The 13,199-nt window shown below is 73.9% G+C and carries 13 protein-coding genes; 10 read left to right on the top strand and 3 right to left on the bottom strand.

From position 1 onward, the window contains the following. Positions 1-350: 350 nt before the first annotated feature. The 9 genes from CU254_RS41290 (at position 351) to CU254_RS41255 (ending at position 7,934) form a co-directional block, all read left to right on the top strand. The gene (locus CU254_RS41290; RefSeq protein ID WP_037719196.1) at positions 351-950 is read left to right on the top strand and encodes a hypothetical protein; all 600 of its coding nucleotides are present in this window, start codon (positions 351-353) and stop codon (positions 948-950) included. 134 nt (positions 951-1,084) lie between these two features. Continuing rightward, positions 1,085-1,612, top strand: a complete 528-nt coding sequence (locus CU254_RS41285; protein ID WP_009086210.1) for a helix-turn-helix domain-containing protein — start codon at positions 1,085-1,087, stop codon at positions 1,610-1,612. Between the two features lie 43 nt (positions 1,613-1,655). Continuing rightward, on the top strand, positions 1,656-2,459 hold the full coding sequence (locus CU254_RS41280) for a hypothetical protein (RefSeq protein WP_037719198.1): 804 nt from the start codon (positions 1,656-1,658) through the stop codon (positions 2,457-2,459). Next, on the top strand, positions 2,456-2,947 hold the full coding sequence (locus CU254_RS41275; protein WP_009086213.1) for a hypothetical protein: 492 nt from the start codon (positions 2,456-2,458) through the stop codon (positions 2,945-2,947). Before CU254_RS41280 ends, CU254_RS41275 begins: the two co-directional genes overlap by 4 nt. Continuing rightward, positions 2,944-3,084, top strand: a complete 141-nt coding sequence (locus tag CU254_RS43460) for a hypothetical protein (protein WP_158688152.1) — start codon at positions 2,944-2,946, stop codon at positions 3,082-3,084. The genes CU254_RS41275 and CU254_RS43460 overlap by 4 nt, the downstream gene beginning before the upstream one ends. Next, entirely contained in the window at positions 3,081-3,827 is a 747-nt protein-coding gene (locus CU254_RS41270) for a DUF3558 domain-containing protein (RefSeq protein ID WP_009086216.1), read from the top strand. The genes CU254_RS43460 and CU254_RS41270 overlap by 4 nt, the downstream gene beginning before the upstream one ends. A 290-nt stretch (positions 3,828-4,117) precedes the next feature. Continuing rightward, a complete protein-coding gene (locus CU254_RS45115; protein WP_369871196.1) occupies positions 4,118-5,632 on the top strand; it encodes a DUF3558 family protein in 1,515 nt (504 codons plus the stop codon). Between the two features lie 35 nt (positions 5,633-5,667). Next, positions 5,668-5,985: a hypothetical protein gene (locus tag CU254_RS43455; RefSeq protein ID WP_037719203.1), complete on the top strand. Its 318-nt coding sequence runs from the start codon at positions 5,668-5,670 to the stop codon at positions 5,983-5,985. Continuing rightward, a complete protein-coding gene (locus CU254_RS41255; RefSeq protein WP_037719204.1) occupies positions 5,982-7,934 on the top strand; it encodes a tetratricopeptide repeat protein in 1,953 nt (650 codons plus the stop codon). The genes CU254_RS43455 and CU254_RS41255 overlap by 4 nt, the downstream gene beginning before the upstream one ends. Before the next feature lie 189 nt (positions 7,935-8,123). Here CU254_RS41255 and CU254_RS41250 read toward each other — a convergent pair whose 3' ends face one another. The 3 genes from CU254_RS41250 to CU254_RS41235 all read right to left on the bottom strand — a co-directional run bounded on the left by CU254_RS41250 (position 8,124) and on the right by CU254_RS41235 (position 12,025). Beyond that, the gene (locus CU254_RS41250) at positions 8,124-9,122 is read right to left on the bottom strand and encodes an ABC transporter substrate-binding protein (protein ID WP_037719206.1); all 999 of its coding nucleotides are present in this window, start codon (positions 9,120-9,122) and stop codon (positions 8,124-8,126) included. 97 nt (positions 9,123-9,219) lie between these two features. Then, the gene (locus tag CU254_RS41245; protein ID WP_009086220.1) at positions 9,220-9,855 is read right to left on the bottom strand and encodes a GPP34 family phosphoprotein; all 636 of its coding nucleotides are present in this window, start codon (positions 9,853-9,855) and stop codon (positions 9,220-9,222) included. A 973-nt stretch (positions 9,856-10,828) separates the two neighbouring features. Beyond that, positions 10,829-12,025 (bottom strand): helix-turn-helix domain-containing protein, encoded by a 1,197-nt coding sequence (locus tag CU254_RS41235; RefSeq protein ID WP_050788553.1) that lies wholly within the window; start codon positions 12,023-12,025, stop codon positions 10,829-10,831. Positions 12,026-12,196: 171 nt separating this feature from the next. Between CU254_RS41235 and CU254_RS43450 the strand changes: the two genes are divergently transcribed. Continuing rightward, a complete protein-coding gene (locus CU254_RS43450; RefSeq protein ID WP_009086222.1) occupies positions 12,197-13,057 on the top strand; it encodes a hypothetical protein in 861 nt (286 codons plus the stop codon). The last annotated feature ends 142 nt before the right edge of the window (positions 13,058-13,199 follow it).

Here is a 13,199-nt window from a genome sequence, read left to right as displayed (position 1 = left end):
GTCCCGCCGGGACGTGACCCGAAACAGCCCCGTTCTCGGCCGAAACACGTGCTGCAACAAGAGAAAGCGCGACGTCGCGGCCGCGTGGGTCGAGGAAGAGGCATGGGCGGCACGTCGTGCCGAAGAGGACCGCGACCAGGCCGCGGAGATCCTCGCCGACGCCCTCGACCGGCTCAACAAGATCCCGATGCCGCCAGACGAGGCTGGTACCTCAACCGCCCCCGATCGAGCGAGGACGCCCGGAAGAACGGACGGATCGAGACCGTCAATTTCGCCCGGCTCACCGACAAGGCCGCCCGCGAAGCGGGACTGCTCCGGCCGCCCACCATCCAGGAACGGAAGAACTCGCGATGATCGACGACGAGGACAACGCGCTCGACACGCTGCAGGACGAAGCGGACAAGGCCTACCAGCGGCACGCGGCGCGGCAGACCGCGAAGGGCCTGCTGGTGGTGCTGATCTTCCTGGTAGAGACCTACATGCGGATGTTCGGGGTGATCGCGCTGTGGCACGTGCCGCCGTGGGCTCTCCCGCTCGTGGCGGTGCTGCTCGGGGTCGTGGTCGGGCTGATGGCGCGGAACATCGTCAGGATCGTCCGGAAGCGCCGCGACCGGGCGCGGCGCCAGCTCACCAAGGGCCAGCTGCAAGAGGAACGGTTCGAGGAGATGCGCAAGCGACGCGCCGAGATCGCGTCCGGGCACCCGCTGCTCCGGAGCCTCCGGAAACCCAACGGGTGGGTCGACCTGGTATTGGCCGCGGGGTTCGCGGCGTGCACGGCCGTCGTGGTGCAGGACTGGTACGGCGACGTGCCCGCCGCTCTGGTCGGGATCGGCTGCTTCCTGGTGGCGGCCGTCGCACAGCCGGTCGTCGGCGACTGGGCGTTCAAGGACATGGCCGACGCCGCGCTGTTCGTCGACCCGTCCGTCCCGAGAGACACCCCGGAGACCTAGCCGCGAATGCCGCACCGGCACAAACCGAATTCGCCTTGGGCGGATGACACCAGCGGCGGACCGGGACGCTCGATGTCCCGGCCCGCCGCCTGGCGCCGCCCCGGACACGACGACCATCGCAAGGACCCCCCTTGATGACACCAGCGAAACGCCCGCCGCTGCGGCGCCCGTCCCGGGTGCCGGACTCCGTGCTGCGCCTGACCGACGTTCCCGAGCTGCTGTACTGGCTTTTCCTCGGAGACGAGCTGCGGAAGAGGCGCGAAAGCCGAGGCTGGACTTGCTCGGATCTGCGCGCCCGTCTGCGCTGCGAGGTGTCCGTGCAGACCCTGGGGTGCTACGAACTCGCGCTGCGGCGCTTCTACGTGATGCGGCTGGTCGAATTGTGCGTCGCGATGGACGAATCGCCGGAGAAACTGCTCGCCCGGGTGCACGACCGGATCACGTCCGCCGGACAGGGCGGCGTCCAGATCCGACTGTCCCTGCTGGCGGCGGCAAGGGACCCGGCCCTGGCCCCCGCGGCGCGTTGGGCCCACGCCAATCTCCGCCAGGCATCGGCCTCGCCTGCCATGCAGTTCGGCCCGGCCGTGCAGAGGGTGCTGGCCGGACGTTGCGCCCTGACGCCGGCCGAATTCGCCGCACGCCTGCGCACCCTCAACGACTGAATCCCACGCCGCCATGCCCAGTCCAGAAAGGACGTTCCCGCTCGTGTCCGCCGTCGTCGTCCCGATCACCTCCCGCCTGCGCACGCCGATCGATCGGCACGCGGTGTCGATCGTCGCCCGCGACGTCGGCGCCAAGGAGGAGTGCTGGCGTGCCATCAACGCCCGGGGCGCGCTCGAGTACGTCGCGCGCGACATCCGCGACCGACAGCGGTTGTTCGTCGAACTGCACCGGATCGACGAGGCGCACCCACCACAGAGCGCCACGATCGTTGCGGCACGCAACAGCACCGTGCTGGCGCTGGGGACCGCTCCGTTCGCGGGCGAACTGCGCGCCGTCCTCGACGGCCCCGGCGGCTGCGCGGGCCTGAGCCTGGCGAGACTGCCCGAGTCCCTGACCCCGCTGCAGCACCTGCAACTGCCGCTGCCGCGCGGAACCCGCACGATCCTCGAGAACGCGGGGTTCACCACCGCCGAAGAGCTCGCGGCAGTGCCGCCGGAAAACTGGACACAGCTGGGCCGCGTCGCGGCCAAACGCACCGACGAGATCGCGGAGGTCCTGGCCGTCCAGAGCCGGCACCGGCCGGAGCGAGCAGCGCAGCGGCGGGACCGGCTCGTCGCCGGGCTCGCGCCGTCGGCCGTAGCGCACCTCGCCCGGTTCCTCGTCCCGCTGGCCGAATCCGACCTTCCCGAGGACGTCGCCGCGGACATCTTCAGTCAGCTCGCCCTCGCCCCGCTGGCCTGTTCGGCGGAATCGGAGCCCCCGGTCCTGCTGGACGCGGCCGACTCCGACTCCGCCCTGCTGGCGCTCGCCGCGTCCGAGCAGCAGCCGAGGGAGGAGCTGAAATGACCGTCCACCTCCCCCTGGCCGCCGACATCGGCCAGCCCCACCCGGAGGCGCTCGTCCTGACCGCGGCGGTACTGGTCGCCGCAGGAGCGGCGCTGGCGGCGCTGGCGCGGGCGCGGCGGCCCGTCCCGCCCCCACGCGGACATCTGACCGTGCACGAGCTCGCCGCACGGCTGGCGCAGGAGGCGCCCCCCGACGACGCGGTGAGCACCATCCCGATCCCGCGCACGGAAGCACCCGACGCCGACGTCCGCGCCGCGCCCGCCCGAGATACCCGCGCGACTCCGGTCCTGCACGCCCCCCGACCCCGCCGCTACACCGACCACGCCCGGATCCCGGGACCCGGCCGGATGCCGCTCGCGCCGCAACACCCCTGCACCGAGGACTCCGGCGGCGGCCCGGCCCCGGCGACGCGGTGGCCGCAGGACGACCCGGACGACCCGAGCCGCAGCCGACATCCCCGCACAGACAAGGAAACGACGCCCCGATGACCGCGAACCACCCCGCCGCGCGCACCGCGCCCGAGGCCGATCGGCTGCCCTCCGGGGCTCTGCCGGTACTCGCCGCCGACCTCCGCGACGCCGTGGACCGCGTGCGCGACGCACACCGCGCCGGGAACCCGGCGTGACCCGCCTCCGAGGGAAACTCCCATCCCGCGCCCGGGCCAGGGACCGAGCGCCGCATGCCGCCGCCCGGCAGGCGCCCGCCGACCGGAGGAACGACCGCCGCGCGCGTTCCGCCCCGACCGCACGCGCCCGCGCCGTCCCGTTCCTGGCCGTCGCGGCGACTCTCCTCGCGGGATGCTCCGGTCTTGCCCCCTCCCTTCCCGCCGCGTCGTCCTCGCCGGCACCCGCGCAGGCGGACACCCCTCCCGGTCCCGCAGTCCCGAAAATCCAGCACCCGCTCGACATCTCCCGCTTCATCCATAACCCGTGCAGCGCCCTGACCTCCGCACAGATCGCCGAACTGCTCGGCGACGGGACGCGGACCCTGCCCGACCCGCACGGCGCGGGCGGGCCGGGCTGCGCGTGGTTCGAACACACCGCGGAAGGACCCCACGCGCCCCTGCCGGCGTCGGTGATCCTCCTCGTCCCCGACGTCGACAAACTCGGCCTGGCGAGCATCTACGCCGCCAAGGGCGGGGCCTACGCGTTCGTCGACCCGATGACGCCGATCGACGGATACCCGGTCGTCGCCTACGGCGTGGAGGCGCGCGCCAGCAAGCCCGAATGCAACGTCGCTCTGGGGACCAGCGACACCCAGACCCTCGACGTCGGGATCCGTCAATCGGCCCGCAACAGCCGCAAACGCGACCCGTGCGATGCCGCGCGCCAGGTGATGGAAACCGTGTACCGCAACCTCCGGAGCTGACCGCCGACAACCGTGCACGCCCCGCGCTGGCGAGGCTTTCCTCTGGCGAAAGGACATTCGTGAACCGCGCCATCGGCGCAGCCGTCGCTCGCTGGCTCCGGAGCCGTCGGGCTCGCCGCCAGCAGGCCCCGGCCGCGGCGGCGGGCGCCAGGGGCGCAACCGGCGTCCGCGAGTGCCCTCGGATCCGCAGGCCCTGCCCTGCCCGGCCCTCGCCCTCCGGCCGAATCCCCCTCCGGAATTCCCGAATTTCGCCCTGCCCTGAAAGGAAAAGCGTGGAACGGAGACCGCGGATGCCGCCTGGGAACCGTGGACCGAGGCGAGAACCCGAGAGGATCCGCCCGATGCCCCGCGTCCGCCGCGCTCGTCCCCGGGTCCGTCGTCCTCGCCGCCGCCTGTTCCCGCGGCCCGGCACGAGCACCCGCGGTCGCGGTCGCGACCGTCCGCACCGGCGCGCTGCCGCACAGCAGAGCGCCCAAAGCGGAGACTCCGTTGCCGGCGAGCGCCCTTTCCGGCGATCCGTGCCAGACCGCGCTGACCGCGGACCCGGTGGGAGGCGTCGTCTCGGTGACGCGGCCGGGCACGCTCAGGAACCTCGCCCGGCTCGGACCGAGCCGCCGCCGGAGCAACACCGACTCCGGCTCCGCGATCAGCACGGGCTACGTCACCGAGGACCGCCAAGGGCTCAGCGCCGACTGCCAGAACAGCAAACCGACGTCGGCTCTGGCGCCCGCTTCCTCCCATCCAGGGATTTCCCGCGGTCGCGTTCAGAGCCGACCTCGCAGACGGCCTGTGCCAGGTCGTCTGCGCACCGCACGCGCCGCACACCGTCCGGCACGGCGCATCCGCAGACCGCCCGCCGCGTTCAAACGCTCAACGCAAAGGAGATCGACGCCACCGATGAACAGCAACGCCGCTCGCGCCGCCAACACCCGCGCCACGGACAACAACCGCGAGGCCAAGAACCGCAGCGCAGACGACACCCGGAGAGTGCCGTCGGCGAAACCCTGGCCCCCGCCCTTGCAGAACGCGGCGGACGCAGTCACACCGACCCCCGCGAGCGGACAATGACGCCGCGAACCGGGATCCGCCCCCGCCGGGCGCCGCGCTCCCCGAGCCGGGCCGGCGCCTCCGCACCCCAGGCCCGCAGCGCCTCGCCTGCCCCCGGCGGCACAGGCGGCGGACAGGCGAGACACGCGCTGGCGGCCGCCGTCGCGCTGGCGGCCGCGACGGCGCTCGCCGCCTGTTCCGGGACTGCCGAGCCCCCGCGCGCCGAGCCGCCCCGGAACGACCTCCCGCCCGCACCCGCCGCAACCACGTACACAGGACCGCTTCCGGGGCCTGGCGTGCCGAGCGTGCCGCACCCGCTCGACACCGCCAGGTTCAAGCAGAACCCGTGCGCCACGCTGACGCCGGCCCAGATCTCCGGCCTCCTCGGCCCCAGTCCGCGCGTCCAAGCGGATCCGCAGGGCCCTGTCGGTCCGGCGTGCGGCTGGTTCGCCCAGGCGTCCGTCGCGGTGCTGTACCCCGATATCAACGACCTCGGCCTGACCTCTGTCTACCGCGCCAAAGGCGGCGCCTACCCGTTCTTCCTGCCGCTGGCGCCTGTCGACGGGTATCCCGTCGTCGCCTACGGCGAAGACGATCCCCGGGCCGGCCGGGGCGAATGCGACGTCGCGATGGGGACCAGCGACCGCGAAACCCTCGTCGTGTCGATCACCCAATCGGCCGTGCACAAAGGAGAGAAGGACCCGTGCCAATCCGCCCGCGACATCGCCGCCCTCGCGCTCGGCAATCTCCGGCACTGACCGCGCGCCCGACACCCAGGAGAACAGCTCCGCCCATGAACCCCGTCAGCGATCGCGCGTACCACCGCGTTCCCGGCCGCCCGAGACAGCAGCCCCGGTGCGCGCCCCGCGGCCGCCGGCCGCGCGCGACCCGCACCGTGCTTGCGCTGACCGCCGCGGTGATGACGGCGACCGGCGCCCTCGCCGGATGCGACGGCACGCCGGTCCCGGCCCGCCTGTGCGGTCAGACGCCCGTCCTGCGCTGCCTGAAGAAACTGTTGCGCTCCCATGGGATCCCGGCGGCCGCCGCGCCTCCCGACACCGCGCACACACCGCCCGCCGCGGATGCCGAGCCTCCGGGGCGGGAACCGTGACCGGCCGCCCGGTCCCCGCGCGCGGGCCGGTCCAGCTCCCGCCCCCGCCGCCGCTGCTCGTCGGCCGCGACGCCGAACTCGCCGCGCTCGACGAGATCGCCGCCCGCACCGGCCCGGGCCCGTCGGTGGCCGTGCTCACCGGGCTCGGCGGCACCGGCAAGTCGGCGACGGCCCTGCATTGGCTGCACACGCGCCGCGAGCGGTTCCCCGACGGGATCCTGTACGCGAGCCTCGACGCCGAGAGCGCCGAGATCGGGGTGCTGCTGCACGGCTTCCTCTCCGGACTGGGCGTCCCGTTGCCCGAGATCCCGCACTCCCCGATCCTGCGGGGCAATGCCTACCGGGCGATGACCGACGGCCGGAGAATCGCCGTCCTGCTCGACGACGCCGAGCGCAGCGCCGACGTCCGCGCCCTGCTGCCGGGCGCCCCCGGCGCCGTCGTGCTCGTCACCAGCAGGTCCCGGCTGCCCGGACTCGAACTCGACGGCGCGGACATCCTCGTGCTCGGCGGCCTCCCCGACGAGCAGGCCCGCGTCCTGGTCCGGGAACGCATCCGCCCCGGACAGATCGCCGAGGACGACCTCGAAGCCGTCCTCCAGCGCTGCCACGGAAACCCGCTCTTCCTCGCCATCGAAGCGGTGACCCGCCGCGGCCGCCGCAGAACCGCCCGGCCCCGGCTCACCGGAGAATTCGCCGACGCGGCCAAGGTTTTCGACGCGTCCTTCAGCGCCCTTCCGGAGTCGGCCCGGCGCACCTACCGTGCCCTGGGCCTGCTGGCCCGTGTCCCCCACGACCTCGACGTGCTCGCCGAGGCGCTCCACTGCACGCGCGAGGCAGCGGCCGCCGACATCGCGGATCTGGACGAGCAAAACCTGCTCGACGCCTCCTGCGGCGAGGGCGTGGCGCTGTCGAAGATGGTCTGGCCCGACGCCGGCGTCCGCGCACGAGACCAGCCGGACCTCGCCGACGTCCTGCCCCGCTGCGTCCAGGCGCTCGGTGACAAAACCGACGCAGGCAGCCGCGTCGTCCACGAGCACCGGGCCCGCCTCGACGCCGCCGCCGACGCCGTCGACACCGCGGTGTTCGCCGACGACCCGGGCACGGCGATGCAGTGGTGGCACCAGTACCGCGACTCCGTCCACGCCGTCGCCGCCCAGGCCGCCGCCCACGGATTCAACGAGGAACTGTGGCGACTGGCCGAGGCGGCGTGGGGTTTCTTCCTGCACGTGCGCGACTACGACTCGTTCCGCGACCTGTGCGAGATCGGGCTCGCAGCGGCGCGGGAATGCCGGAACGCTCCGGCCGAGGCGCTGATGCTGCTGCAGCTGGGATTCATCGCCCTCGAGACGGGCCAGACCGAGAACGCGGAGAAGCATCACCAGGCCGCGCTGGAGATCGACGAGCGCGAACAGCACGGACCGACGCTGGCCACCTCCTGCTCCCGCATGGCGCGCGCCGCCCGCGACCACGGCGACCTCGAGCTCGCCCTGGCCCTCTACCAGCGCAGCATCGACAAGCACCTCGAGATCGACCAGCCGCGCGGCGCGGCAATGGCGTTGCAGCGGCGCGGCGCGATCCTGATCAGGCTCGGCCGCGAGAACCAGGCGTGGCGGGAACTGCACGAGGCAATCCGCTACCTGGACAGCATCGGCGACCTGCCCCAGCTCGTGAAGGCCGCGGTCCAGGTCGCCGGGATCCAGGCCCGCCGCGGCGATCCCGGCGCCGCCCGCGCGCGGCTGCTCGCCCTGCTCCCGCGCGTCGAACGCATCCAGTCGCCCCACACCGAGAAAGAACTCCGGGCCGCCCTTGCCGATCTCGACAGCACACCCGCCGGCGCAGCCTCCGGCGACGCGGCCCGGGCCGGCGAAGAAGCCGCCCGCGCGCCCGCCGACCCCGACCGCGACACAGCCGTCCCCGGAGACCACCGCGAGAGGAACGGAAACCGATGACTGCTCGAACGCCGACTTGCCGCGCTGCTCGCCGGACAGAACAAGGAACCCAGGGAGGAGCTCAGTGACGCCCGCAGCCTCCGCGCCGCGCTCGCCGCAGCCGCAACCCTTCGCATCCGCCGGCGGGCCGGGGCGCCCGGCCTCGCCGCCCGCCGGTGCTGGAGGGCGACACGGCCGCCGCCGGTCGGGTCAGGGATTGAGGATCAGGGTCGTGATGTCGAATCGTTTGTCGATCACCCCGTAGCTTTTGAGCAGGTCGGGCACGCGTTGCAGCGCGACGGGTGCGATGTCGGCACGGAAATCCGGCAGCTTGACCAGTTGGGCGTCGTCGGGCTTGATCTTCGCGTAGCCGGCGACGACCGCACGGACCGTGCCGGGGTCGTTGCGGGCGAGATCGACGGCGCGGCGCAGTCCGGCGCGGAACGCCGCGACCTCGGCCGGATGACTGCGGACCCACGATTTTTTCGCGAGATAGCACGACACCGGGAAATCCTTGGTGTCTCCGGACGCGAGGTCGAGCACCTCCTCGGCCCCGTCCTTCGCTGCTTCGGTGACGAACGGCTCCACGGTCGACGCCGCGTCGACGTCGCCCCGGCGCAGCGCCCCGGCCATGCTCGGGAACGGCATCTCCGCCCACTGGATGTCGTCGTAGCCGACCTTGACCCCGCGGGCGGTGAGGGCGGCCATGACGAGAGTGTCGCTGAGCCCGTGCTTCGCGTTGATCGCGATCCTTTTGCCCGGCAAGTCGTTCACGGACTTGATCGGGCTGTTTTTCGGCACGACCAGCTCGAGGGTTTTCGGCGGCGCCGACGAGGCTTCGGCGATGATGGCGAAATCGCCGGCCTTGCCGGCCGCGGCCAGCACCGCGGCGACGTCGCTGGCGTAGGCGATGGCGACTTCGTCGGAGACGAGTTTGGCGATGGCGCCTTGGCCGCTGGCCGCGGTCGCCGTCGTGACCGTCACGCCTGCGTCGGCGAAGAACCCGCGGTCGAGGCCCAGGTGCAGCGGCGCGACGTCCATCAGCGGCATCTCGGCCACGACGACGGGATCGCGCCCGCCCGGCCCCCGGGCCGGTTCGGAACCGCCGAGCAGCCCGCACCCCGCGGTGCCGGCCAGCACCGCGGCCGCGACGAGCGCGATCGCCGCCGAGCCGCGCCGGCGGCGACGCGGGAACGAATACCTGCGCATGCGTGAAACCTCCTGTGAGCGAACGGAAACAGGGCAAAGACAGGGCACGGCGAGGTGCCCCTCGTGCGGGGTGAAGCGAAGTGCGGGTCCGGGCCGGTCAGGTCCGTGCTGCGGGGAGGGCCCGCAGGAGCGGGCCGATCCCGGGCGGCGGATCGACGGCCTCCAGCCACGCGCGGGTTCCGGCCGGGAGGCTGAACGTGGCGAGGCCGAGGATGCGCAGGACGCGCCAGAGCACGACGGCGAGCGGGGCCGCGCCGTCGAGAGGCGCGTCGGGCCGGTGTGGCGCCCTGCTCAGCAGCGCCCGCGGCCACTGGCGGGCGTTGAAGTCGGTGAACGCGAATCCGTGCCCGCGTCCCAGCCGCGGCACCCGCTGTGCGACCCCCAAGGCGACCAGCCGCTGCCACACCGTCTCGGTCGAGTCCCGTGCGAGCTTGTCGGCGACCACGGCGATCGGCGCGGGCAGCCCGTGTCCGAGCAGGACGCGCAGCACGGCGTCGCGAGGCGGAGCGGACACCGGTTCCTGCAGCCACACCAGTTCGTCGCGGGTGGCGGCGATCGTCCCCTCGAGGACTTGCTCGGCCAGCAGGCTCACCGCGAGGGCGGCGGCGAGGCCGTCGCGGTCGCGGATCGCCGGCTGGTGCGGGTCGTCGAGATGGGCGGCGGCGAGCACGAGATCGGCCAGCCGCCACGACCCGCCGTCGTAGGCCGGGCCCGAGGCGCGGGCGGGGATCATCGCGGCGCCGCCGGACTCCAGCCCGACACCGCGGCGCCACGCGGCGCCACGCGGACGGACCGGACCGCCCGGGACCGCCGCGGCCGGCGGGCAGGAGGACAGCCCCGGCTTGCGTCACCGGGGCCGCCCCCTTCCGGGCGCCGGCGGACGGGGGAGGTCCGCTCCGGCGCCGGGACGGTGCGGCACGCCTTCCCCTGGGCGCGTCCCACCTGCGGGGGTGAAGCGAGGGAAGACGGCCCGGTCAGGCCCGCGGCCGCACAGTCCGCGCCGGGGCCCGTCGCGAGGGACGGCGACGACGGGAACGCGCCCGGCGCGCGGGGGTCGCATGCCGCGCCGCCGTCGACCACCCGCGCCCCGGGGTGCCGCTGCAGCCAGATACAGCAGGCCAGGCAGTACTCGAACGGGCTGCCCAGATCTTGCAGCGCCTCGCGGTCGAGCATGTCCGTCGGGTGCGTCCACCCCGATCCGAGCTCCGCGTGGCACATCGCCTGCACCTGCGGCTGCTGAGGCCGCACGAGCACGGACGCCGCCGGGTAGACGTGCCGCCGGCCGTCGCCGCGGTAACGGCGGATCACCACCCACCTGCGGCCCGCCGCCCCCTCGCCGATCATGCGACGACGATAAAACCCCGGTCGCGCGAAAACCTATGCCGAACTGGCATAACGCGACGAAAAAACTGCCGTGTGCGGATTTCGCATGCTCCCGGCCGGACGGCCCTCTGAACCTGTTGCGGATTGCGGCCTCCGCCGCGAATAACAGCTGTCCGATCGGCCGAAACATGAACGGGCGCCTCTTCCGCGAATAACCGCGGCGTAACGATTCCTGCCGCGGTCGAAAAGCGCGCGCGGGGACTCGGTCATGCCCGGATGCCGAATTCCCGCACGGCGATCCCGGAATCGGAAGCTGCGTGCCTGCGAGGGGCAACGCGGGGAACGCGGCGGAAACCGCGCTCGGCGCGGCCGCCGCGGGCGCGTCAGCGAACCCGGGTCTTGAGCGCGGCGAGCAGTTCGTCGTTCTGATGCCGGCCGCGTCGCTCCAGTCCGTCGACCAGAGGACCGAACAGCGGGTCGTTGCCGACCCGTTCCGGAGCGGCCAGGTAGGCGCGGTTCAGATGCTCGAGGGCGCGGTCGTCGCGCGCGCCGTCCGGGTCCTGGGCGAAGCACCTGCACAGGTCGAATTCCAGCGCGCCGCGGCGGTCGAGGCTGACCAGGCCCGCCAGGTAGCCGCGGCGGCGCACGATCTGCTCGGCCCGCTGCGGCCCGAGGTGGAGTTCGGCGTGGGCGGACAGATCCCAGGCCGAGGTGTTGGCCGGGCCGAAGTCGTAGCGGAGCGTCCGGCGCTCGCCGGTCCGCGCCGCCAGGGCCGCGGCCTCGGCGAGGTGGGCGAACGCGGCGTCCCGGTCGCGTGCCTTCGCGTTCAGCTGCGCGAGGGCCAGGTGCAGCATGCCCGCGGCCTCGGCTTCGACGGGGTCGTCCGCGTCGGGGTCGGCGCGGTCGAGCGCCGCGAGCGCGGTGGTGGCGGTGGCCAGGGCGGCGGGGCGGTCGACGATGCGGGCCTGCACGATCGCGGTCGACATCGACGCGAACCCGGCGCGGGCGGGGTCCTCCAGCCGGGCGGCGGCAGCCCGGGCGCGCTCCCCCGCCACGAGCGCGACGGGATAGTCGCCGAGGCTGCGGGCGATGCCCACCGTCACGATGCACGCCTCGCACAACGCGGCCAGGGCCGCGCGGCGGTCCCGCGCGGGGCCCGCGACCGCCTGCACGTGCAGCTCGACCAGCAGCGCTGCCAGGGAGCCGCTCGCGACGACGTAGCGGGAGTCCGCCGAGGCGCGGTTCGCCTCGGCGGCCAGGCGGGCCAGCTCGTCGACCGGGCGGGCCGGGACGTCGGGCACGTCGTCCCACGTCGCGGCCGACAGCGCGGCCGACAGCGGGGACAGCACCAGGGCGCCGGGGACCGGATCCGGTCGGCCGGTCAGCTCGGCGACCGAGCACCCCAGCGCCTCAGCGAACGTCTCCAGCAGGCCGCGTCCGGTCAGGAGACGGGCGCCGGACTCGAGTCGGGACAGAAAGCTCTGGCTGATCCCGGATTCGTCCGCGAGCGCTTGCTGGGAGATCCCCCGCGCCTCCCGGGCTTGCCGCAGCCGGGCGCCGATCTCGGCGGTTTCGCTCACTCCTCCAGCGTAGGAGCCTGGCTGACCGGGTCGCCACCGCCCGGGCGCCGCAGCCGCGGCGCGGGTCGACGCGGGCGGACGTCGCGTGCCTGGCGAGGCACTGCCGCTAGGGTCAGGTGCTGAGCGGGGGCCCGGAGGGGCCGGGCGACACGGGCACCGAGGAGGAACGCCGTGGACGCGGCGACGCGGGTAGACCAGCTGGCGAAGCAGTTCCGCAGGCGGTATCCGGACGCGGTCGCCGCGTGCGGCCAGCTCGCCGATCAACGCGGAAGCGGGACGGACTGGCCGGAGTGGTGCTGGGTGCCGATGGCCGCCGTGCACGCCTACGCCACCAGCGTCTCCCCGCTCGGCGCGGCGGACATCGGCAAGATCGCGGCGTTGACGGAGTGGCGGCTCGGGCGCGGCGTGTACCGCCTGGACGACGAGGTCGCCGAGACCGCGGTGCGCGACCTGTGGGGTTCGGCCGGCGGCGGCGCAGCCGAATGGGAACGCGCCGTCCTGCCCCCGTTGCAGGACTGGACGCGGCTGCCGGAGTGGTGCTGCTACGTCGTCTGGCCCGAGCACCAGCGCCCGGATGAAGCCTCAGCGGACGGCTTCCGGCCGGACGGCGTGTTCGTGCACCTGGAGCACGACTACAACACCGGGCGGCCCGAGCTGCGGCTGCTGATCGACCACGACGGCACCTGGGAGGGCCTGGAACCGATGCCGGTCTATCTCGACAGGCCCAACCTCGGCGCGGTCGGCGACGCGACCGCCAACGCGCTCGCCGGCGCGCGCGGAGCCGTCGGCGCCGACCTGCGGGCGCTGGCCAAGCCCGAAGGACCTCTCGCGCTGCCTGGTTTGTCCGCGTGGACCGTGCTCCCGCTCGCGCTCGCGCTGATCGACCCCGCCGCCCGGCACATCGACCGCGACGCCCCCGCCGACCGGCCCCGGCCCGCGGAACGCGGCCGACGCGGCTGGGCACCCGCATCGGCGACGCGGACCTGGACCATCACCTACGACACCCGCCCGACGCTCCGTCTCGTGCGCTGAACGCCTCTTCCCCCAACGAGCGCGAGGGGCCGACCCATCGCGCCCCGCAGCCCGCCGCACGCGCCGGGCTGCGGGGCTCGCGTCTCCTCGCGACGGCACGGATGCGGGCGAAGGGTCCCCGCTCGTGAAGCCGAAGCCGTCC

The organism is Amycolatopsis sp. AA4 (genome assembly GCF_002796545.1).
Taxonomy (GTDB): domain Bacteria; phylum Actinomycetota; class Actinomycetes; order Mycobacteriales; family Pseudonocardiaceae; genus Amycolatopsis.
Note: the sequence above shows the minus strand (reverse complement) of the source record. Positions and strands in the feature narration are given on the sequence as shown.

What these genes read in the sequence shown, in the direction of transcription:
- CU254_RS41290 (WP_037719196.1), top strand. Translation starts at nt 351, where the DNA reads ATGATCGACGACGAGGACAACGCGCTCGACACGCTGCAGGACGAAGCG.
- CU254_RS41285 (WP_009086210.1), top strand. Translation starts at nt 1,085, where the DNA reads ATGACACCAGCGAAACGCCCGCCGCTGCGGCGCCCGTCCCGGGTGCCG.
- CU254_RS41275 (WP_009086213.1), top strand. Translation starts at nt 2,456, where the DNA reads ATGACCGTCCACCTCCCCCTGGCCGCCGACATCGGCCAGCCCCACCCG.
- CU254_RS43460 (WP_158688152.1), top strand. Translation starts at nt 2,944, where the DNA reads ATGACCGCGAACCACCCCGCCGCGCGCACCGCGCCCGAGGCCGATCGG.
- CU254_RS45115 (WP_369871196.1), top strand. Translation starts at nt 4,118, where the DNA reads ATGCCGCCTGGGAACCGTGGACCGAGGCGAGAACCCGAGAGGATCCGC.
- CU254_RS43455 (WP_037719203.1), top strand. Translation starts at nt 5,668, where the DNA reads ATGAACCCCGTCAGCGATCGCGCGTACCACCGCGTTCCCGGCCGCCCG.
- CU254_RS41250 (WP_037719206.1), bottom strand. Translation starts at nt 9,122, where the DNA reads ATGCGCAGGTATTCGTTCCCGCGTCGCCGCCGGCGCGGCTCGGCGGCG.
- CU254_RS41245 (WP_009086220.1), bottom strand. Translation starts at nt 9,855, where the DNA reads ATGATCCCCGCCCGCGCCTCGGGCCCGGCCTACGACGGCGGGTCGTGG.